Origin of the sequence: Sphingobacterium paludis (genome assembly GCF_004364125.1) — a bacterium.
Classification (GTDB): domain Bacteria; phylum Bacteroidota; class Bacteroidia; order Sphingobacteriales; family Sphingobacteriaceae; genus Sphingobacterium; species Sphingobacterium paludis.
This window is the reverse complement of the sequence record NZ_SNZV01000004.1, coordinates 446217-466230: the sequence shown is the minus strand read 5'-3', so window position 1 is coordinate 466230 and position 20014 is coordinate 446217. Positions and strand designations below refer to the sequence as shown.

General features: G+C 42.1%; 18 protein-coding genes. 10 read left to right on the top strand and 8 right to left on the bottom strand.

Annotated elements, in window-relative coordinates; translation table 11 throughout:
* Window positions 1–173 precede the first annotated feature (173 nt).
* Window positions 174–422 (top strand): hypothetical protein, encoded by a 249-nt coding sequence (locus B0I21_RS10170; RefSeq protein ID WP_133640345.1) that lies wholly within the window; start codon window positions 174–176, stop codon window positions 420–422.
* A gap of 77 nt (window positions 423–499) precedes the next feature.
* On the opposite strand, the gene B0I21_RS10165 is transcribed toward B0I21_RS10170, so the two are convergent.
* Window positions 500–2590 carry a S9 family peptidase gene (locus tag B0I21_RS10165; protein WP_243836019.1) on the bottom strand — a complete coding sequence of 697 codons (2091 nt, stop codon included), beginning with the start codon at window positions 2588–2590 and terminating at the stop codon, window positions 500–502.
* A gap of 172 nt (window positions 2591–2762) precedes the next feature.
* Between B0I21_RS10165 and B0I21_RS10160 the strand changes: the two genes are divergently transcribed.
* From B0I21_RS10160 to recA, 4 genes are all read left to right on the top strand, one after another.
* A complete protein-coding gene (locus B0I21_RS10160) occupies window positions 2763–4385 on the top strand; it encodes a S8 family peptidase (protein ID WP_133640343.1) in 1623 nt (540 codons plus the stop codon).
* 72 nt (window positions 4386–4457) lie between these two features.
* Window positions 4458–4646, top strand: a complete 189-nt coding sequence (locus B0I21_RS10155) for a hypothetical protein (protein WP_133640342.1) — start codon at window positions 4458–4460, stop codon at window positions 4644–4646.
* Window positions 4647–4712: 66 nt separating this feature from the next.
* Window positions 4713–5366: an endonuclease III gene (nth, locus tag B0I21_RS10150; protein ID WP_133640341.1), complete on the top strand. Its 654-nt coding sequence runs from the start codon at window positions 4713–4715 to the stop codon at window positions 5364–5366.
* Window positions 5367–5457: 91 nt separating this feature from the next.
* The gene (recA, locus tag B0I21_RS10145) at window positions 5458–6480 is read left to right on the top strand and encodes a recombinase RecA (RefSeq protein ID WP_133640340.1); all 1023 of its coding nucleotides are present in this window, start codon (window positions 5458–5460) and stop codon (window positions 6478–6480) included.
* A 66-nt stretch (window positions 6481–6546) separates the two neighbouring features.
* Here recA and msrA read toward each other — a convergent pair whose 3' ends face one another.
* From msrA to B0I21_RS10120, 5 genes are all read right to left on the bottom strand, one after another.
* Complete coding sequence (msrA, locus tag B0I21_RS10140; RefSeq protein WP_133640339.1) at window positions 6547–7224, bottom strand: peptide-methionine (S)-S-oxide reductase MsrA; 678 nt, start codon at window positions 7222–7224, stop codon at window positions 6547–6549.
* A gap of 136 nt (window positions 7225–7360) precedes the next feature.
* Entirely contained in the window at window positions 7361–7969 is a 609-nt protein-coding gene (locus B0I21_RS10135; protein ID WP_133640338.1) for a superoxide dismutase, read from the bottom strand.
* Between the two features lie 94 nt (window positions 7970–8063).
* Complete coding sequence (locus B0I21_RS10130; protein ID WP_133640337.1) at window positions 8064–8534, bottom strand: nucleoside deaminase; 471 nt, start codon at window positions 8532–8534, stop codon at window positions 8064–8066.
* A gap of 1 nt (window position 8535) precedes the next feature.
* Complete coding sequence (locus tag B0I21_RS10125) at window positions 8536–8877, bottom strand: tRNA-binding protein (protein ID WP_133640336.1); 342 nt, start codon at window positions 8875–8877, stop codon at window positions 8536–8538.
* Window positions 8878–8879: 2 nt separating this feature from the next.
* Window positions 8880–9095, bottom strand: coding sequence for a hypothetical protein (locus B0I21_RS10120; RefSeq protein ID WP_133640335.1), 216 nt, complete (start codon window positions 9093–9095; stop codon window positions 8880–8882).
* A 61-nt stretch (window positions 9096–9156) separates the two neighbouring features.
* Between B0I21_RS10120 and B0I21_RS10115 the strand changes: the two genes are divergently transcribed.
* The 5 genes from B0I21_RS10115 to B0I21_RS10095 all read left to right on the top strand — a co-directional run bounded on the left by B0I21_RS10115 (window position 9157) and on the right by B0I21_RS10095 (window position 17326).
* Window positions 9157–9747: a porin family protein gene (locus B0I21_RS10115; protein WP_133640334.1), complete on the top strand. Its 591-nt coding sequence runs from the start codon at window positions 9157–9159 to the stop codon at window positions 9745–9747.
* Window positions 9748–9908: 161 nt separating this feature from the next.
* Window positions 9909–10682 carry a succinate dehydrogenase cytochrome b subunit gene (locus B0I21_RS10110; RefSeq protein ID WP_133640333.1) on the top strand — a complete coding sequence of 258 codons (774 nt, stop codon included), beginning with the start codon at window positions 9909–9911 and terminating at the stop codon, window positions 10680–10682.
* A 47-nt stretch (window positions 10683–10729) separates the two neighbouring features.
* Window positions 10730–12664, top strand: a complete 1935-nt coding sequence (locus B0I21_RS10105) for a fumarate reductase/succinate dehydrogenase flavoprotein subunit (RefSeq protein WP_133640332.1) — start codon at window positions 10730–10732, stop codon at window positions 12662–12664.
* Window positions 12665–12716: 52 nt separating this feature from the next.
* The gene (locus tag B0I21_RS10100; protein WP_243836018.1) at window positions 12717–13496 is read left to right on the top strand and encodes a succinate dehydrogenase/fumarate reductase iron-sulfur subunit; all 780 of its coding nucleotides are present in this window, start codon (window positions 12717–12719) and stop codon (window positions 13494–13496) included.
* Window positions 13497–13582: 86 nt separating this feature from the next.
* A complete protein-coding gene (locus B0I21_RS10095; protein WP_133640330.1) occupies window positions 13583–17326 on the top strand; it encodes a sensor histidine kinase in 3744 nt (1247 codons plus the stop codon).
* A 412-nt stretch (window positions 17327–17738) separates the two neighbouring features.
* Here B0I21_RS10095 and B0I21_RS10090 read toward each other — a convergent pair whose 3' ends face one another.
* Together B0I21_RS10090 and gmd are read right to left on the bottom strand one after the other, a co-directional pair.
* On the bottom strand, window positions 17739–18695 hold the full coding sequence (locus B0I21_RS10090) for a hypothetical protein (protein ID WP_243836016.1): 957 nt from the start codon (window positions 18693–18695) through the stop codon (window positions 17739–17741).
* Window positions 18696–18793: 98 nt separating this feature from the next.
* Window positions 18794–19945 carry a GDP-mannose 4,6-dehydratase gene (gmd, locus tag B0I21_RS10085; RefSeq protein ID WP_133640329.1) on the bottom strand — a complete coding sequence of 384 codons (1152 nt, stop codon included), beginning with the start codon at window positions 19943–19945 and terminating at the stop codon, window positions 18794–18796.
* Between the last annotated feature and the right edge of the window lie 69 nt (window positions 19946–20014).

Genomic DNA, 20014 nt, shown 5'->3' with positions numbered 1-20014 from the left:
GTAGTTTTTTTATTAAAAAACCATTAACCTATCTCTCTTATCGTCAATATACTAATAGTACGTCTGATTTGCTAAAAGGTTCAAACTAGAATCACTTCCCAATCGGAAGAGGATGTAGTTTCATAAGTCTATCTATTTGTGTAATTTTGCTAAGATTTTTAAGCAAAGCACATATGGTTGGTCCTAGTATTATCTTTTATATTTTTTTCGCAGTGCCTTATATCTTCGTGATGTACTGGTTAGTGAAGCAAGACAAGAAAAAATACGCTTGGGGATTGAGCGTAGTAACTATCATAGCAATAATCGGCATCATCGTTTCCCAAAAAGCCAGTAAAGTTGCTTTGCAGAACTACAAACAACATCAGATCGATTCGCGGGAAATTGAAGCGGAAAACAGATTGGATTCCCTTAAACAGCAATAGTAATGTCAACCTAAGTATGATGGAATCTTTGTTACCAAGCAATCGAACAAAGATTCCATCATAGCGATTTGGAATCCCTATTCCGAGATCCCTTCCAGTTTAAAGAGAAAAGCATAGTTCAAGGCTACGTCCTTCAAATAATCGAACCGCCCAGATGCTCCACCATGGCCATAATCCATATCTGTTTTTAGCAAAACGACTTGCTTGCCCTTTTTCGTGGCACGTAGCTTAGCCACCCACTTAGCCGGCTCAAAATATTGCACTTGGCTATCATGCAGCCCTGTCGTGACCAATAGGTTGGGATACTCTTTCGGTTCAATATTTTCGTAAGGTGAGTACGACTTCATATACGTATAGGCGGCCGCTTCATTCGGATTTCCCCATTCATCGTACTCGTTCGTCGTCAGTGGTATCGTTTCATCTAACATCGTGTTCACCACATCAACAAAAGGCACTTGGGCAATTACGCCATTCCATAATGAAGGAGCCAGGTTAATCACAGCGCCCATCAGTAAGCCGCCCGCGCTGCCTCCTTGCGCATACAGGTGAGCAGAACTGGTAAATTGCTCTTTAACTAAAAACTGTCCACAATCGACGAAATCAGTGAATGTATTTTTCTTTTTCATCATTTTGCCGTCTTCATACCACTGCCGCCCCATTTCTTCGCCACCTCGTATGTGCGCAATGGCATATACGAATCCACGATCCAAAAGGCTCAAACGGGCGGAACTGAATGCGGGATCCATCGATGATCCGTAAGATCCGTAAGCATACAATAATAGAGGTGCTTGTCCGTTTTTCTTAAACCCTTTTTTGTAAACAAGAGAAATTGGAATGCGCGTTCCGTCTGTGGCGGTAGCAAATTGTCTTTCTGTGACATAGTCTTTTGCATCGTAACCTCCGAGAACCTGCTGCTGCTTTCTCAATTGCTTCTCTTTCGTTTTCATATTGTAATCAAAGGTCGACGAGGGAGTTACGAGCGAAGTATATCCGTAACGAACCACCTGTGTATCATATTCTTCGTTCACACTTGGATAGACGGTGTACGCCGCTTCGCCAAAGTCCAGATAGTGTTGCGTATCGTCTTCTAGGGAGCGTATGGCCATTTGCGTAAGTCCATTTTTGCGTTCCGCAACGGCGAGGAAGTCTTTAAACTCATCCAGTCCCGAAACCAGCACATCGGCCCGATGCGGAATAAAGTCTGTCCAATATGCCTTCGCGGTTTTGTCTAAGGGACATTGTGCGACCTTGAAGTTTTTAGCTTGATCATTCGTTAATATCAAAAATCGATCGGCTAATGCCGTTACCGAATAAAGCACATCTTTCCTGCGCGGTTGAAACGACTTGAATGCTGCATTGGGCATGTCGGCATCTAAAATAAACACCTCCGAGGATAAGGTGCCTCCAGAATAGATCATGATGTAGCGCCCATTCTTCGATTTTTCTACACCGATGTAATTGCTGTTGTCTTTTTCGTCGTAAACTACCGCATCGCTTTTCGCCGAAGCGCCCAACGTGTGCCGTTTTATTTTTTCGCTCAATAATGTGACAGGGTTTTTAGCTGTATAGAAAAAGGTCTTGCTATCGTTAGCCCACACAGCCTCTCCCTCGGTACGGTCGATCTTTTCAGGATACAACTCGCCCGTCTCCAAATTTTTGATATAGATTGTGTATTCTCTTCGCGAAATGGTATCCACGCCAAAAGCTAACAATTTATTATCCGGACTTATCGAAAAGCCTCCAGCAGCGTAATAGGAATAGCCCTCTGCCAGCGCATCGATGTCGAGCAACACCTCCTCTGCGGCATCCAGATTACCTTTCTTGCGACAATATTTATAATACTGTTTACCTTCTTCAGTCTTGGTATAGTAGTAATAGCCATTTTTTAGATATGGAACCGATTCATCTTTCTCCTTGATACGTCCTTTCATTTCCAGAAACAGCTTTTCCTGAAGCGATTCTGTATCTTTCATCATGCTGGCGGTATACGTATTCTCCTCTTCCAGATAGTGTATGACATTTGCCGAGTCCGGACCTTTTTTGAAATAATCGTTCATCCAATAATAATCATCCGTCACCGTATCTCCATGGATAATTCGCGTATATGCTTTCTTATCCGCAATGGGAGCATCCGCCTGCGGCCAAATTGCCCTATGTGTGTTTTTCATATCAGAACATGCTATTGCCATAGCTCCAATAATAATCATATAGTTCCATTTTTTGTCCATAAAAAAAGATTTTACAATAAAGTTAGTGTAAAAAAAATATCGATTTAGTTTTTTTTAACAACATGTGCACGGTAGTTGCGTTATATTTGCCATTAACGAGAACTAAACATATATGATTGGAACAAGTAGACTTTGTACCTTAATCGGTATAGCGTTATTGCCCTTTTTTGGAAGTGCGCAGTCAAAAAGCACAAACCCTCCCAATTGGTACAATTTGGATTATCAAACAGACGGTGTCCGCGGCATCAGCACGGAGAAAGCCTATGAATTGCTCAAAGGGCGCAGCTCCACACCGGTAATAGTAGGTGTTTTGGATGGTGGCGTGGACTATAAGCACGAAGACCTGAAAGATGTAATGTGGACTAATAAAAAAGAAACTGCCGGTGACGGAAAGGATAATGACGGAAACGGCTACATCGATGATATCCACGGTTGGAACTTTATTGGGAACGCCGCGGGAGAGAACGTGCAGTATGATAATCTCGAAGTAACTCGATTAATTCGTTTGTACGAACCGAAATATATCTCTGTATTGCCTTCTACCCCATTATCAGAAGAAGAGCGTCGTGAATTTGTGGCATACCAAAAAATGATTAGCGACTATACCAGCAAGCTCGACCAAGCGAACTTCGGAAACACCAATTACGGTCGCCTGAAAGAAGAGCTGGATATCATCATTAAGAAAATAGGGAAGGATCCTAAAGATGTGACCAAAGCTGATTTAGATGGTTACACAGCGACATCTGACCGCCAGAAAATGGCGTTGCGCATGGCTAATAGGGAATTGGCGAATACACCTTTCGATAAATTTTACAAAGATTTAGAGGATGGTGTGAAGTATTTCAGCGGCCAAACAAAATACCATCTAAACAAAGCCTATGATTCGCGTAGCATCGTGGGCGACAATTATGAGGATGCCAGCGAGCGAAACTATGGCAATGCTGATATCAAAGGGCCGGATGCCGACCATGGTACGCACGTTGCTGGAATTATTGGCGCCAAGCGTAATAACGGCATTGGTATAGACGGTGTTGCGGACAACGTTCAAATTATGGGTGTTCGCCTTGTGCCGGATGGCGATGAGCGCGATAAAGATGTGGCAAACGGCATCCGATATGCAGTGGAAAACGGCGCTAAAGTTATTAACATGAGCTTCGGTAAAGGCTATGCCTACAATAAAGAAACGGTGGATGAAGCTGTAAAATACGCCGATGAACATGATGTCTTATTGATCCATGCCGCCGGGAATGACGCGAAGGACAATGACATCGTAAAAAACTATCCGATGAAGTATTACACCGACAGCTTGGGTGCTGTGCTGGGCGAGGCTTCAAACTGGATAACGGTTGGCGCAACGTCTTCAGGTCTTGACGATGATCTATTGGCTAGCTTTTCTAACTACGGTTATAAATCAGTCGATGTATTTGCGCCAGGCGTGAAAATAAACTCGACTATGCCAGAATCTACTTACAAAGAACAAGATGGAACCAGCATGGCAGCTCCCGTCGTGGCCGGACTCGCTGCTTTACTTCGATCATACTATCCTGAACTTTCTGCAAAAGAGGTAAAAAGCATTATTTTAAAGTCGGTTACCAAAATAGACGATAAGGTGAAAGTACAGATCGACGGAACAACGAAGAAGGTTTACCTCGATGAGATCAGCGTAACGGGTGGTATCGTCAACGCAAAAAGAGCCGTAGAGGAAGCTAATAACTATATCCAAACAAAAAAGTAAAAAAATGTTAAATCGGATATAATATATATTTCTATCTTGCGTTTTATATGTACTTAATAAAACAAAAGGCTTATGGTAGAATACTTTACACAAGATGAACATGAGACTGGATTAAGCGAAAAAAACGTAGCGATGGTTGATAACAATACGGATGCAGCATTTGATGAAACGCTCCGACATGGTTTAGCAAAACTAGCAAAGTCGCCAAGCGCAAAAACGATCGAGCATATCTTAAATTACTCGAAAAGCTTGACAAAGTAACATGGCAAAGTCTCTAACAAAATTAGAGACTTTGTTATTTATAAAGACTTTTAAATATCTTTGCTTATGTTAAAAAAAGAAAGATATAAGGAATTTGTTGCTTACTTTTCCACGCATAATCCTGAAGCGCAAACCGAGCTACATTATAGTAATCCTTACGAACTGTTGGTCGCTGTTATTCTTTCTGCACAATGCACTGACAAACGCATCAACATGATTACCCCTGCCCTTTTCGATCGTTTCCCCGACGTTTCCGCGCTAGCAGCCAGCAGTGTAGAGGAAATATTTTCGTATATCCGATCAGTGAGCTACCCCAACAACAAAGCCAAGCACTTGCTTGGCATGGCGCAAAAATTGATAGCCGAATTTCAGGGCGAGGTTCCTGAAAAAGTAGAAGATCTTGTTAAACTGCCTGGCGTCGGCCGTAAGACCGCGAATGTAATTTCATCCGTGGTATATAACAACCCCGCGATGGCTGTGGATACGCACGTTTTTCGTGTAAGCAATCGCCTGGGTCTTACAAGCCGAGCAACAACCCCATTAGCGGTGGAAAAACAACTGGTAAACTACCTCCCAAAAGATACAATTGCCATTGCGCACCATTGGCTTATTTTGCATGGCCGCTATATTTGCCTGGCGCGTAGACCAAAATGCGAGATCTGCCCGATCACCCACTTTTGCAAATATTTCGAGAAAACGTATCAACAACAAGCTGTGTAGCGGCAAACTAAAAAAAAGACTAATATTGTTAGCAATATAATTTTTAGTTATCAAAATTATATTGTATTTTTGACCATCAAATACTAAAAATATGAGTAACGCAGATAAATTAAAAGCTTTACAGCTTACTTTAGATAAACTGGAAAAGTCATATGGTAAAGGTACCATCATGAAATTGGGCGACTCTGCCGTCGAGCCTATCGAAGCCATATCTACTGGATCTTTAGGACTGGATATCGCTTTAGGAATCGGTGGAGTTCCGAAAGGCCGTATCATTGAAATCTACGGCCCGGAATCATCAGGTAAGACAACCTTGGCAACGCATATTGTAGCAGAAGCGCAGAAAAAAGGTGGCATTGCAGCCGTGATTGATGCGGAACATGCGTTTGATAAATATTACGCACAGAAATTAGGTGTGGATGTAGAAAATCTGTTAATATCGCAGCCCGACAACGGTGAGCAGGCCCTTGAAATTGCGGATAATTTGATTCGCTCCGGTGCGATTGACGTTATCGTTATTGACTCGGTGGCCGCTTTGGTACCTAAAGGGGAGATCGAAGGCGAGATGGGTGATTCAAAAATGGGACTTCAGGCGCGTTTAATGTCGCAAGCACTGCGGAAACTAACAGGTACAATCTCGAAAACAAACTGTTGCTGTATCTTCATCAACCAACTTCGGGAAAAAATCGGTGTTATGTTTGGAAACCCAGAGACGACCACCGGTGGTAACGCATTGAAATTCTATGCATCCGTACGTTTAGACATTCGTCGTACATCCCAAATTAAAGATGCGGATGAAGTATCGGGTAACCGTGTTAAAGTAAAAATTGTAAAAAATAAAGTAGCTCCTCCATTCCGTATCGCTGAGTTTGATATTATGTTTGGCGAAGGTATTTCCAAAGTAGGCGAAATTATTGATCTGGGTGTAGAATATGGTATTGTGAAGAAATCCGGATCTTGGTTTAGTTATGGAGATACGAAGCTTGGCCAAGGCCGTGATGCTGTGAAAAATCTTCTTTTAGACAATCCAGATTTGAGCGATGAGCTTGAAGCTAAAATTAGAGCAGAGGTGAGCGGTGTTGACTTGGATCAACATGCCGCTATAGAAGAATAATATAAAGGTTTATATGCTGTGAAAGGGTCGCCGGAAATTTTCGGCGGCCCTTTTTTCAACAACAAATTACTGTTTCTTAAGCTTTTCTTTGAATACTTTGCGGAATTTTTCCATTTTAGGTTTGATAACATAAACGCAATAAGCCTCTTGCCCATTCTTCGCGTAGTATTCCTGATGATAATCTTCCGCCTTATAAAAAGCTTTAAAGGGTTCTACAGCAGTTACAATCTTGCCCTTGTATACGTCCGCTGCATTGAGCTTGTCGATGTAATATAGACTTTTGTTATATTGTTCTTTGGAATGCGCAAATATAATAGAGCGATACTGTGGGCCCACATCGTTGCCTTGTCTATCCAGTTGCGTTGGATCATGCGCCAGGAAAAAGGCTTCGAGCAGCTCATCGTAGGAAATAGTTGCTGTGTCATACAACACTTGAATAACCTCTGCATGCCCACTCCGTCCGGATGAAACTTGACTATAAGTTGGGTTTGCTTTCTTGCCACCCGAATAACCTGAAACGACAGATTTCACGCCATTCAAGGATGCAAATTGTGCTTCCACACACCAAAAGCAGCCTGCTCCAAAAGTGGCTGTATCAATAGCTCCCGCAGTGCGCTCCGGTAGTTCTTGTACCGAAGCGGCCAGCTTCCCACTATCCTTACTCCCCTTAGCCGGTTGCCCGCAAGCGGCAAATACGGTCAGTCCAAAAACCAGCGTTAAAAAATGGTGTAATCTATTTCTCATCGTAAAAAAGTTTATATAAAAAAACGCGTCATTACTATGTATCCGACCGTTCTAAGCATAATAAGTTTAATGCCTGAAAGATAAGAATGCAGTAATGACGCGCAGTTGACAGACCCTATCGTGGGGCTGTATTTACTTACTTAGCTTCTTGGAAACGCTGCGCCACGGCATCCCAATTGATAGCGTTAAACACAGCTTCCAAATATGCTGGACGTTTGTTTTGATATTTCAAATAATAAGCGTGTTCCCACACGTCAATTCCCAAAATAGGTGTACCTTGAACTTCAGCAACATCCATCAACGGATTATCTTGGTTTGGCGTAGAGGTCACGGCCAACTGACCATCTGCTTTAACTACTAACCATGCCCAACCCGAACCAAATCGTGTTGCGCCCGCGTTTTGCAACTGTGTTTTAAGCTCGTCAAAAGATCCAAATGTGCTTTTAACAGCTTCAGCTAGTTCGCCAGTAGGCTCGCCGCCTGCATTTGGTCCCAAAATAGACCAGAATAGCTTGTGGTTAAAGTGCCCACCACCGTTATTACGAACAGCAGCCGGGTATTTAGAAATATGCTTGTTGATATCTTCCAAGGATAAATTCTCAGCATCAGTACCTGCAATTGCTTTGTTCAAATTGTCAACATAAGCTTGGTGATGACGATCATGGTGGATTTCCATGGTATCCTTATCGATGTGTGGTTCCAACGCGTCACTTGCGTACGGTAATGCTTCTAATTCAAATGCCATAATATATATCTTTTATTGTTTAACAATTAATAGCACGAATATAACAATTTCGAGCTACCATCAGTTGTAACAAACCATGATTTTATTTGTTTCCCTACCTTTTATTACGGAAAAATGATCGAACCAATTCGCTACACTCCGTTTCCAGCACACCTCCTTGAACTTCTGTTTTCGGATGGTAAAGGTTTCCATGTTTAGAGGCGCCCCGTTTTTCATCTTTTGCGCCATATACTACTTTGGAAATTTGCGTCCAATAGGATGCGCCGGCACACATTACACAAGGCTCCACCGTAACATAGAGTGTACAATCCTTTAAATACTTTCCCCCCAGAAAATTTGAGGCCGCAGTGAAGGCCTGCATTTCTGCATGTGCGGTCACATCGTTCAGACGTTCGGTCAAATTGTAGCCCTTACCGATAATCTTGCCCTGGCTCACGATGACAGCACCAATGGGCACCTCATCTTCGCGATAAGCACTTTCTGCCAGCTTTAAGGCTTCGCGCATATACAGTTCATCAGCCGGTACTTCCGGTTGCGTGGTATCATCAAAATGAAATATTCGCATGTTATAGTAATTTGGCACCATTAGGCAATGCCCGCTCCACAGCACTTAAGACAATATGGCCTTGCTCATCCGCAAAACCGGTAACTAAACATTCTGACATAAAATCAGCTATTTGCTTCCTTGGAAAATTCACAACAGCAATAACCTGTCTACCGATCAGCTCTTCTTTAGTATAATGATGGGTAATTTGGGCACTGGATTTTAAAATACCTATTTCGTCACCAAAGTCAATACGCAACTGATAGGCCGGTTTGCGTGCTTTCGCAAAGTCAGCCACCTCCATTATCGTTCCTACACGGAGCTCGACTTTTGCAAAATCATGCCAAGAAATGAGATCTTCCATTATTAAAGGCTATTCGATTCGAGGTTCTGCAATTCTTTCGCTAAGGTGAACAGTACGTAATCCCTATTTCGCCGCAGTCTTTTCGCTAATCTTACGAATAACTGTTCCTCTTCGCCTGCATGGTACGCAAGGTCTTCTTCCGTAAGATGATTGTATTTTCTACTCAGTTTCACTTTCAGGACGGCCCAATCTGCGTCAGATATTTTCAATGTGCTCATAACTATTCTTAAAAAAATACGTTATTATTGTATCGTAATAAAATAAACAAATATTTTTCACATGAAAAAATCTCTACTTACTTTAATTTGTTTGATTTTTGCTGTAGGCGCAACGCAAGCGCAGCTGCTCCCTACTTTCAAACTTGGTATCAAAGGTGCTTTGGGCTTTTCTAGCTTGAGCTCTGACGGACGTTTTTTTAATTCCGACACAAAGACTGGGTTTCAATTGGGAGCATGGGGTCGTGTTGGTATAGCTGGATTTCACGTGCAACCCGAGGCTTACTATGCAAGCAAAAGAGTTGGTGTAGAAACTGACTTAAACGGTGGCGAGAGCGGTGAGGCTACTTTCAAAAGCTTTGACGTGCCTCTTTTATTAGGTACTAGAATTGGTTTAGGCCCAGTAGGTGTTCGCGTGCAAGCCGGTCCTGTGTTCTCTTTCGCGCAAGACGGCAAAGTGAATTTCACGACAGCAACACAGTGGGACCGCTACAAAAAAACATCGACAGGACTAATAGGAGGTATTGGTGCTGACATCAGTAAATTCACCGTTGATCTTCGCTATGAGCATGGTCTGACAGATTTGAACGAAAGTCCGGATTACAACCAAAAGATCAGAATGTGGACCATCGGAGTTGGATTTGCATTCTTATAGGAAATCATAGAAAACAGTATTCCTAAAGGGCTGGATCACGACAAATGATCCAGCCCTTTTTTTGATTAGAATTGTTCTAAATTGTCCGATTTTATTGACGTTTGTCAGATTTCTGTTAACAAATAAATAGATTTGCGAATCAATATAAAAAATCGAGGATAATGAGTAATTCAAAGCCAGTTTTAAGCTCTTCACTGGGAAGAAAACTGATCATGAGCTTAACGGGGATCTTCCTATGTACATTCCTTATAGTTCACCTGATTGGTAACTTGCAACTATTTAAAAATGATGAGGGGTACGCCTTCAACAATTATGCGTACTTTATGACGCATTTCACGCCTATTAAGGTAGTTTCCTACCTACTTTATGCATCTATCGTCATCCATGCGGTTTACGCTTTGGTTTTGTCTATTAGGAACAAAGCTGCCCGTCCTGTAAACTACGCGCAGTTTGATGGTAAAGCAAACAGCACATGGAATTCCCGCAACATGGGCATCTTGGGAACCGTTCTTTTGGTTTTCATCGCTACACATATGCAAAACTTTTGGTGGAAATACCATAACGACCAAGTGCCGTACATAGAGTACCAAACAGACTTGGCTACAGGGAATACGACTTCGCGCGTGTTGGAAGCGAGTGAATTCAATGACTATCAAGTTACGGTTGATAATGATGTGGAGACCGTTAAAGCGCGTGATTTGTACAAGCAAGTCGACTTCGCCTTTCAAAACCCTTTGGTAGTAGGTTTCTATGTATTGGCCATGGCAGCTTTAGCTTTTCACTTGATACACGGTTTCAAATCCGCATTCCAAACGATCGGTGTTTCACATAAAAAATATGTGCCTATCATTGAGTTCATTGGGGTATGGGGATTTGGTGTAATCATTCCGATTGGTTTTGCATTAATGCCATTATATTTTTATTTCATTAAATAATATTTAGGATATACTATTCATATCTGTTAAATATAAAGTATTTACATATGTTAGATTCAAAGGTACCTGCAGGCCCATTAGCCGAGAAATGGTCAAAACATAAATTTGAAATGAAGTTGGTAAACCCAGCGAACAAACGTAAGTTCACCATTCTGGTGGTGGGTACGGGTTTGGCTGGAGCTTCTGCTGCCGCTTCATTAGCAGAACTTGGTTACAACGTAAAAACATTTTGTTACCAAGATTCGCCACGACGTGCACACTCGATTGCTGCACAAGGTGGTATCAACGCCGCAAAGAACTATCAGAATGATGGTGACTCGGTTTACCGTTTATTCTACGATACGATTAAAGGCGGTGACTACCGCGCACGTGAAGCAAACGTATACCGTTTGGCGGAAGTATCCGTCAATATCATTGACCAGTGTGTAGCGCAAGGCGTTCCTTTCGCTCGCGAATATGGTGGATTGTTAGATAACCGCTCATTTGGTGGTGCGCAGGTTTCCCGCACGTTTTACGCGCGTGGTCAGACAGGACAACAATTGTTATTGGGTGCATACTCTGCCCTGAACCGCCAAATCAAAAAAGGAAAAGTACAATCGTACACTCGTCATGAGATGTTGGATTTAGTGAAAATAGATGGTCATGCACGTGGAATCATTACGCGTGATATGATTACCGGAAAGATTGAATCACACGAAGGCCACGCCGTACTGCTTTGTACAGGTGGATACGGTAACGTTTTCTTCTTGTCTACCAACGCCATGGGCTGTAACGTAACAGCGGCTTGGAGAGCGCATAAAAGAGGTGCCTATTTTGCAAACCCTTGTTATACGCAGATACACCCGACATGTATTCCAGTGACGGGCGACCACCAATCGAAATTGACGTTGATGTCTGAATCATTACGTAACGATGGTCGTGTTTGGGTGCCAAAAACAAAAGAACTTTCTGAAAAACTACGTTCAGGATCGATAAAACCTGCTGATATTAAAGAGGATGATCGCGATTACTTTTTAGAGCGAAAATACCCTTCATTCGGTAACCTTGTACCGCGCGACGTTGCTTCGCGTAATGCCAAAGAAATGGTAGATGACGGTCGTGGTGTAGGTAAATCTGGCGTTGCGGTATTCTTAGATTTCGCGGATGCTATCAAACGTCTGGGTAAAGACACGGTAGAAGCGAAGTACGGAAACTTGTTTGATATGTACTACCAAATCACCGACGAGAATCCTTATGAACAACCGATGCGTATCTACCCTGCTGTTCACTACACAATGGGTGGTGTTTGGGTTGATTACAACTTGATGACAACAGTACCTGGTCTTTATGCATTGGGAGAATGTAACTTCTCGGATCACGGCGCGAACCGTTTAGGTGCATCGGCTTTGATGCAAGGTTTGTCTGATGGTTATTTCGTTATTCCATTTACCGTAGGTGACTATCTTGCTAACTTGGGAAGCTTTGCTCCAGTTGACAAAAACCACCCTGCATTTGAGCAGACCAGGAAAGAAGTGGAAGACAAAATCAATGTGTTATTGAGTCTGAAAGGATCAAAAACAATTGATGACATCCATAAAGAACTGGGCAAGATCATGTGGGAATACTGTGGAATGGCGCGTACCGCTGAGGGCTTAACGAAAGCTAAAGGCTTGATTCAAAACTTGAAAAAAGAGTTCTGGAGCGATGTAAAGGTATTGGGCGAGAACGAAGAATTGAACATGTCTCTGGAAAAAGCTGGCCGCGTGGCTGATTTTATCGAGCTTGGTGAATTGATGGTCGATGATGCGTTAAACCGTAGTGAATCATGTGGTGGACACTTCCGTTTGGAATCACAAACCGAAGAGGGCGAAGCAAAACGCGACGATGAAAACTACACGTATGTAGCTGCTTGGGAATTTGCTGGCGAAAATCAAGAAGAGGTTCTACACAAAGAGGAATTAATCTTCGAAAACGTTAAATTAACACAAAGAAGTTATAAATAGTATCTAGCTAGTCGAGGCAGCTCGACTAGCAATCGTACTCAACAATATTATCATGGCACAACATATGAATTTAACGCTAAAAGTTTGGCGTCAAAAAAATGATAAAACCAAAGGTCAATTCGTCACCATTCAAGCGAAAGACATTGCTGATGATATGTCTTTCCTCGAAATGCTTGACGTTGTCAATGAAGACCTTACTCGCTTGGGTGAAGACCCAATTTATTTCGATCATGACTGCCGCGAAGGTATTTGTGGTATGTGTTCATTGGTGATCAATGGCCGACCACATGGCCCAAAATACGGCATCACAACATGTCAATTGCATATGCGTTCATTCCACGACGGGCAAACCATCGTGATTGAGCCTTGGCGAGCAGCTGCATTCCCTGTTTTGAAAGATCTTGCTGTAGATCGTACGTCTTTTGACCGTATACAACAAGCTGGTGGATATGTCAATATCAATACAGGTGGCGTACCGGATGCCAATACAATTCCCATCCCTAAGCGGATTGCAGATGAGGCTTTCGAAGCGGCAACATGTATTGGTTGCGGGGCTTGTGTAGCAGCCTGTAAAAATGCGTCGGCCATGTTATTTGTATCAGCAAAGATCTCGCAATTTGCTTTGCTTCCACAGGGGCAAACGGAGCGTTATGAGCGGGCACAGGCTATGGTAGACCAAATGGATGCCGAAGGTTTCGGTAACTGTACCAACACCGGCGCCTGCGAAGCGGAATGTCCGAAAGGCATTAAGCTTTCTAACATCGCGCGTATGAACAGAGAATACTTCACCGCTAAATTTTTCCGCGAAGAAGACGTCCATACCCACAACTAATTTTGGGTATACCTGCATAAAAAGTCCTCGTTAGATATAATAACGAGGACTTTTTTTATATTTACATTTTATGTAAAGCGACATAAATGTTGACAAAGATTCGATTCCTTCTCTTAATTTTAACATTATCTTTACTAGGTACTGCAATCACCATCCATTTTACCATTACCGATGAAGAAATGCTCAAATTGGATGAAGGTAAGCTGACTACACGTATCCATGAGTTTGAAGATAGAATTGATTATTTTTTCTCAGACAGCCTAATTATCAAAACGTTCCAAAACGTTGATAAATACCCTGTGCAGCTGGAACAAATTACCAACGAAATCAGTAAGGAATTAATCTTCTTTTATATCTATCGAGATAACCAGATTGTACATTGGTCTACCAATATTTATGTGCCGGTAACAGATGTTGGCATTCGTCCTAAAACCTCGTATTTACAATCTGAAAATCGGTCTTTTTTAGTGAAGAAAAAAGATTTAAACCATGGTATTTCTGTATTGGCACTGGTGCCAATAAAGCGAAACTTTGAAAATCCGAACAATTTCCTCAGCAACAACTTTCTAAACACCATTGGCGTAAAAAACATTGAAATAGCGCAATACAACGATAATAAGAATATACGGAATATATATAGCAAGGATAACAACTACCTATTTTCTGTCAAGCTCATCGAAGGAAAGAAGGATAATATTTACTTGGATTTGCAATTTATCTGTTGGGTAGCTGCGATAATTTGCTTTATCGTCCTAACAAATAGTATCTGCCTGCAACTTGCTAAAAATGGACGGGCTTGGCTAGCCCTGGTCTTGTTTTTCTCCATCCTTGTTGCTGTTCGGTATATAGATCTTCACTCCAATTGGTTATCCGTGCATTCCAGCCTGGAGCTGTTTGATCCGAAGTATTATGCATACAATGAATTTCTACCGAATGTATGGTCTTACTTAATGATTACAGTAAGCATTTTTTGGTTTATCTGCTTTGTTAAGTATATACAACGGTATTTACCCGTCCCCAAAAAACTCCAAAAGCGAAATATCGCTATCGTGTTCTCTCTTATTGGTATTTTTTCCATCTATCTGCTGGCGCAGCTCATGTTCTACTTTCTAGGGACGTTACTCACCCATTCGCCCTTATATGAAAATGATTTTACGAAGATCCTGAACTTAGGCCTTTACGGCTGGATATGTCTACTTCTGTTTTGCCTTAACCTTACATCATTCACATTATACACCGATGGCATTTTGCAGATGATCCGTTTTTTTCTAAAAAACATCACGCTTATGCTAAACATCGAACTCATCTGTTTGGTGGTATCGCTTATCGCTACGGCGGTCATCGATTTCAACTTGTTTTCTTGCGTGCTGATTGGAACCCTCGTCTTTTTGCGTACCTACCGGACGTACAGCTTTTCCGCACCCTACCATCTTTCTATTTTTATTTCTACAATATTGTTATTGTCCGGGGTCTCTATCTTATCGTACAATCACTACAACCGCATCACAAAACAAGAGATGATGAAACAGTCCATCGCCCATCTTCTAGCCGAAGATGACGTGAATGCGGTATCGCTGTTTGTGGATATAGAAAAGCATATCAACAACGACTATAAACTGGAAAAGTTGCTGAGTCTGCATACTTCTGCAGCCGACATTCGCTATATCACAGAGTATATCAAAACCAGGTACCTTAGTGGCTACCTTTCTAAATTTGAGTTTCAGGCGTTTTATTACAATAATGAGGGTATACCGTTAGAAAAATATCAGGCAGATATCGCTGCCGAATACCGGGAGAAGGTGATAAAAAGCGCAGTTAAAATTCCATTTACCACCAATTTCTATAGGCTAAAAAGCGAACTGGGAACGCATGAGTATTTTACACACCTCACCATACCTTATGAAAACGATCCGGAGAAGTCTTATCATATCTATGTAAATCTCAAAAACCTTTCTTACAGCACGCTACTGCCCTATCCAGAAATTTTATCGGATAGTAAATCCTCTGCGTGGCAGTTTGATGCGTTCGAGAACAATTCTTATGCGCTGTACAAAGACCACAATTTGGTCACACAGTACGGAACGTATAATTATGCTGAAAATGATTTCTATGTACCAAATAAACTACGTGAGTATTTGGAAATCGAAAAAAATGATCATTTCCTCCATTTAGCTTACAAACCAGACCAATACACAACTATTGTACTGAGTAAGCAAAACACGACAGCTTGGCAATATCTGGCACATGCATCTATTATTTTTATTGTTTTGCTGCTATTCTTCGTCCTGTTTAATGCGATCAATTACATCGTTAAAACCGTCAGCGACAAATCCTTTCACTGGAATAGAATCCGCTATCATTTTCGCCTACTATTTAACAATATACAATACAGTACCCGCATACAGACGTTGGTCATTATGTCGGTGCTGCTCGGTATTCTTATTTCAGGAGCAATCGCATTCATCAGTATCAATCGGCAGTTGGAACAAACGACCTCCGCCAACAGACTAAAAGAGATTGCTGAAGTCACCAAAAAGATTGAGAATAGCATTTCCGGCTCGAGGGAAGACGCCGAACAAGGCATTGTGCAGATATTGAAAGACATGGCTCCCTCCAGCATGACGAACTTCAATCTATATGATAAGAGCGGAAAACTATTGTACACCTCACAGCCACGAATATTCGATTTAAAGTTGATTTCAGAATATATCAACCCCGCGGCCTTGAATAGACTTGCCGTCTTGCGCAAATCTGAAGCGTATGAGCAAGAGCAGATCTCGATCTTTAAGTTTGCGGCCGCCTATGCTGCAATAAAAAGCGAGGACTATAAAACCGTGGCATACCTAAACATCCCTTATTACACCACAGAAAAGGACGCTATTTCTAATAGAAATTTACTCCTGAACACCATTCTCAATATTTACACCTTTATCATTATTCTATTTGGTTTTATTGCTGTTGCCGTATCGAGCAAAATCACGAAGCCTCTCGATATTGTTCGCCAAAAGCTCGCGGAAACCCAACTGTCGAATAAAATAAATGAACCGCTCTATTGGGAGCGTAATGATGAAATTGGAATGCTCATTAAAGAGTACAATTATATGTTGATCAAGCTTGAGGAAAGTGCGAAGCAGCTGCGGGATGCTGAACGAGAGAAAGCTTGGCGCGAAATGGCCAAGCAGGTGGCACACGAGATTAAAAATCCATTAACACCAATGAAACTTGGCATACAGCAGCTCATGCGATCCTACAATGAGAATGATCAGAAGTTTGCAGAACGTTTCCTGCGTATCTCAAACTCCGTCATCGAGCAAATAGATAGCCTTTCGAAAATCGCGACGGAGTTCTCGGCATTCGCTAAACTTCCGGAAACCAATTTGGTAAAAATCAACCTCATTGAGAAAATACTGAAGGTCATGAATCTGTTCAACAGTTCGTCCAATACCCTTATTGTACTGAACAACGAAACGACGGATCGCGCGATTTACATATTGGGAGATCGGGATCAGATGCTGCGATCATTCAATAACTTATTTAAAAATGCGATCGAAGCAAGCGTAGGCAGGAAAAAAACGAGGATTAATGTCGATGTGAGCTATCCAGACCGCGACAACGTTAGGATCCTTATTCAGGATAACGGATACGGTATATCGGATGAAATCATTCCTAATATCTTCAAACCAAATTTTACCACCAAAAGTTCGGGAACAGGTTTGGGGCTTGCCTTCGTAAAACAAACTGTGACAGGTATTGGCGGCAAAATAGAGTTTGTAACGAAAACCAACAGCGGCACGACATTTATCATCACCTTACCTATTTTTAGAGGGTAATCGTTACCCTTTACATAAGACTTCCATACCCGCAACTCGTCTCTTTGTTAACAGACGGGTTGCGTGTATTTTCCTTCGTTTCCAGCCATCTTATCGTAGCTAAAGCATGCTACAGCTGCACAGAGGGGAAAATACCGGAATTTCCATTCAATACCCTGTAAGCACGTTGCGTAGCGCGGCATGATCTATGCCTATAGCTAATAACATCGCAGCACAATCGTTAATCCCCGTCGAAGCATGCAACACCGTTGTTTTACGAATGTTTACAGCGTTATACTGAGACAGTGTACACGTTTAGAAGATTTTTTTGAGTTAGAAAAGGGCGATCGCTATGGAGACCACCGTGGTAAGGTTTGGCTAGGGCTTGTTGGTTTACGCGGTGTAGTGGGTATACGATTAAGGAAAAACGTGACTATTTCAATACAACCCCAGCGCGCCCCATAATGGCGTTATCATGATACAGCAGCACCGTATAAGCGCCTTTTTTAAATTTATCCAACGGCCAAAGGAACTGGTATTCTTCGCCGTTATTCGTAAAGTTTATGGTTTCCTTGAACGTGTACTGTAGCTTTTCTCCATGTACATAGAATAGATTATTGGCATCGCCAAAGAGATTTCCCGAGGGGTCAACCACTCGCACAAAAACTTCCTTATTTCCGCCCTTGGCCAGCGAATTATCGGCTAGCGCGAACAAAACCTGCAATTGGTCGACTCGACGCGCCTTGCTCTCAATTTCTACTGCGCCTCTTTTAGAAATAGAAACACCATTAACGTGAATGTTCGACACTTTCAAACCGGCAGCAATAGTAATCTTATCTTTTAGCTGGACATTTTCTTTGGAAATAGCATGGAGCTTTTTATCACTCGAGGAGATTTTGACATTAAGATCTTCGTTCTCACGCTGCAACAATTCATTTTTTACTTTCAGCTCGTTTAGACTGATCCGTAGATCAGACACATTGCCCTTCAACCGTAAAACCTCTTGCTTGGCTAGCGAAATATCTTCTTCCGTTATTGTTTGCTCCTCCAGCTTTTGCCGAAGGCCGCTGATTGCCTGGCGGGCTCGGTCTTCGGAAGCTTCCAACGATTCATCCAACGTTTCTTGGCCTTTTAAGGTCACCAAATTATCCAACTCGGCTTCAATACGATCTATCTCTATCTGAAGATCTTGCTTCTGGATAGCCATCGTATACAGCTTCTCGCCGGATGATTTAAACTTTACATAGAAATAGATATTCGTTGCCAATAACGCCGATATCGCAATCAAAAAGAAATAGATCTTGGAATTATTTCTTTTTGGTATTTGTTCTAGATTTGTCTTATCGGAGCTATACGTTTCTACCTTCTCAATATCCTCTTGCTTTTGCATTATTATTCAGACCTATATGGGGGCAAAGTAGCATTGCTATGCCTAATGGGGTGGAATACACAAAAATTATTCCAATTCGCCTTTAGGACACCAACATGTTACTCAAAGTAATTTAAACTTTTAAAACCACCTTTCCGTAAATATTCTTCTTTACGCATAAGGTGCAGATCATTAGTGATCATATCGTTGACGAGCATAGGCAAGGTATATTTCGGTTCCCAACCTAGTTTACTCTTAGCTTTACTCGGATCTCCGATCAACAAATCGACTTCGGTTGGTCGGAAATATTGTGGATCAACCTTAACGACGGTTTGTCCTATTTTTATATGCTCGACAGGGATTCCAAGTCGATTCAAAATCTCTTCATCGCGGTCAATGATAACACCCCGCTCAGCAGCATCTTTACCGCTAAACTCAACCTCTATTCCGAGTTCGGCAAAAGCCATTCTGACAAAGTCTCTGACGGTGGTTGTAACGCCCGTAGCAATGACGTAATCCTCCGGCTTGGGTTGTTGCAAAATTAACCACATCGCTTCTACATAATCTTTTGCATGGCCCCAATCTCTTTGAGCGGACAAATTACCCAAGAAAAGTCGGTCCTGCAATCCCAACGCGATCTTAGCAACAGCACGGGTAATTTTTCGAGTCACAAACGTTTCGCCACGTACTGGACTTTCGTGATTAAAAAGAATACCGTTGCACGCAAACATTTGATATGCCTCGCGGTAGTTTACGGTAATCCAATATCCATACATTTTGGCCACGGCGTAAGGACTTCTTGGGTAAAATGGCGTAGTTTCACTTTGTGGAACCGCCTGTACTAGCCCATATAATTCTGACGTAGATGCCTGATATACTTTTGTTTTCTGTGTCAAACCCAACAGCCTTACTGCGTCAAGAATACGCAGCGTGCCTATCCCATCTGCATTCGCGGTATATTCTGGTGTATCAAAACTTACCTTTACATGAGACTGCGCCGCCAGATTGTAAATTTCGTCTGGTTGAACTTCTTGAATAATGCGAATGAGATTGGTTGAGTCGGTCAGATCTCCATAATGCAGAATAAAATTCCGCTGACTCGTATGCGGATCTTGGTAAAGGTGGTCGATTCTATCGGTATTAAAGGAAGAGGACCGCCGCTTCAGGCCATGCACAATGTAGCCTTTCTTTAAAAGGAACTCAGCAAGGTACGCGCCGTCTTGACCGGTGATGCCGGTAACAAACGCCACTTTGGGTGTAATTGCATTCATATTCTCCAAAACAATACGCAAAAATATAAATATTTACGTGTTTCCCTAATAGGTGTCGTTCACAAAGGG

Bases quoted from the DNA above. Each gene is read 5' to 3' on its own strand.
- B0I21_RS10135 (WP_133640338.1), bottom strand. From the start codon at position 7,969: ATGGCATTTGAATTAGAAGCATTACCGTACGCAAGTGACGCGTTGGAA.
- B0I21_RS10155 (WP_133640342.1), top strand. From the start codon at position 4,458: ATGGTAGAATACTTTACACAAGATGAACATGAGACTGGATTAAGCGAA.
- B0I21_RS10110 (WP_133640333.1), top strand. From the start codon at position 9,909: ATGAGTAATTCAAAGCCAGTTTTAAGCTCTTCACTGGGAAGAAAACTG.
- msrA (WP_133640339.1), bottom strand. From the start codon at position 7,224: ATGAGAAATAGATTACACCATTTTTTAACGCTGGTTTTTGGACTGACC.
- B0I21_RS10160 (WP_133640343.1), top strand. From the start codon at position 2,763: ATGATTGGAACAAGTAGACTTTGTACCTTAATCGGTATAGCGTTATTG.
- B0I21_RS10130 (WP_133640337.1), bottom strand. From the start codon at position 8,534: ATGCGAATATTTCATTTTGATGATACCACGCAACCGGAAGTACCGGCT.
- B0I21_RS10125 (WP_133640336.1), bottom strand. From the start codon at position 8,877: ATGGAAGATCTCATTTCTTGGCATGATTTTGCAAAAGTCGAGCTCCGT.
- B0I21_RS10120 (WP_133640335.1), bottom strand. From the start codon at position 9,095: ATGAGCACATTGAAAATATCTGACGCAGATTGGGCCGTCCTGAAAGTG.
- B0I21_RS10105 (WP_133640332.1), top strand. From the start codon at position 10,730: ATGTTAGATTCAAAGGTACCTGCAGGCCCATTAGCCGAGAAATGGTCA.
- B0I21_RS10100 (WP_243836018.1), top strand. From the start codon at position 12,717: ATGGCACAACATATGAATTTAACGCTAAAAGTTTGGCGTCAAAAAAAT.
- B0I21_RS10090 (WP_243836016.1), bottom strand. From the start codon at position 18,695: ATGCAAAAGCAAGAGGATATTGAGAAGGTAGAAACGTATAGCTCCGAT.
- recA (WP_133640340.1), top strand. From the start codon at position 5,458: ATGAGTAACGCAGATAAATTAAAAGCTTTACAGCTTACTTTAGATAAA.
- gmd (WP_133640329.1), bottom strand. From the start codon at position 19,945: ATGAATGCAATTACACCCAAAGTGGCGTTTGTTACCGGCATCACCGGT.
- B0I21_RS10170 (WP_133640345.1), top strand. From the start codon at position 174: ATGGTTGGTCCTAGTATTATCTTTTATATTTTTTTCGCAGTGCCTTAT.
- B0I21_RS10095 (WP_133640330.1), top strand. From the start codon at position 13,583: ATGTTGACAAAGATTCGATTCCTTCTCTTAATTTTAACATTATCTTTA.
- B0I21_RS10115 (WP_133640334.1), top strand. From the start codon at position 9,157: ATGAAAAAATCTCTACTTACTTTAATTTGTTTGATTTTTGCTGTAGGC.
- B0I21_RS10165 (WP_243836019.1), bottom strand. From the start codon at position 2,590: ATGAAAAACACACATAGGGCAATTTGGCCGCAGGCGGATGCTCCCATT.
- nth (WP_133640341.1), top strand. From the start codon at position 4,713: ATGTTAAAAAAAGAAAGATATAAGGAATTTGTTGCTTACTTTTCCACG.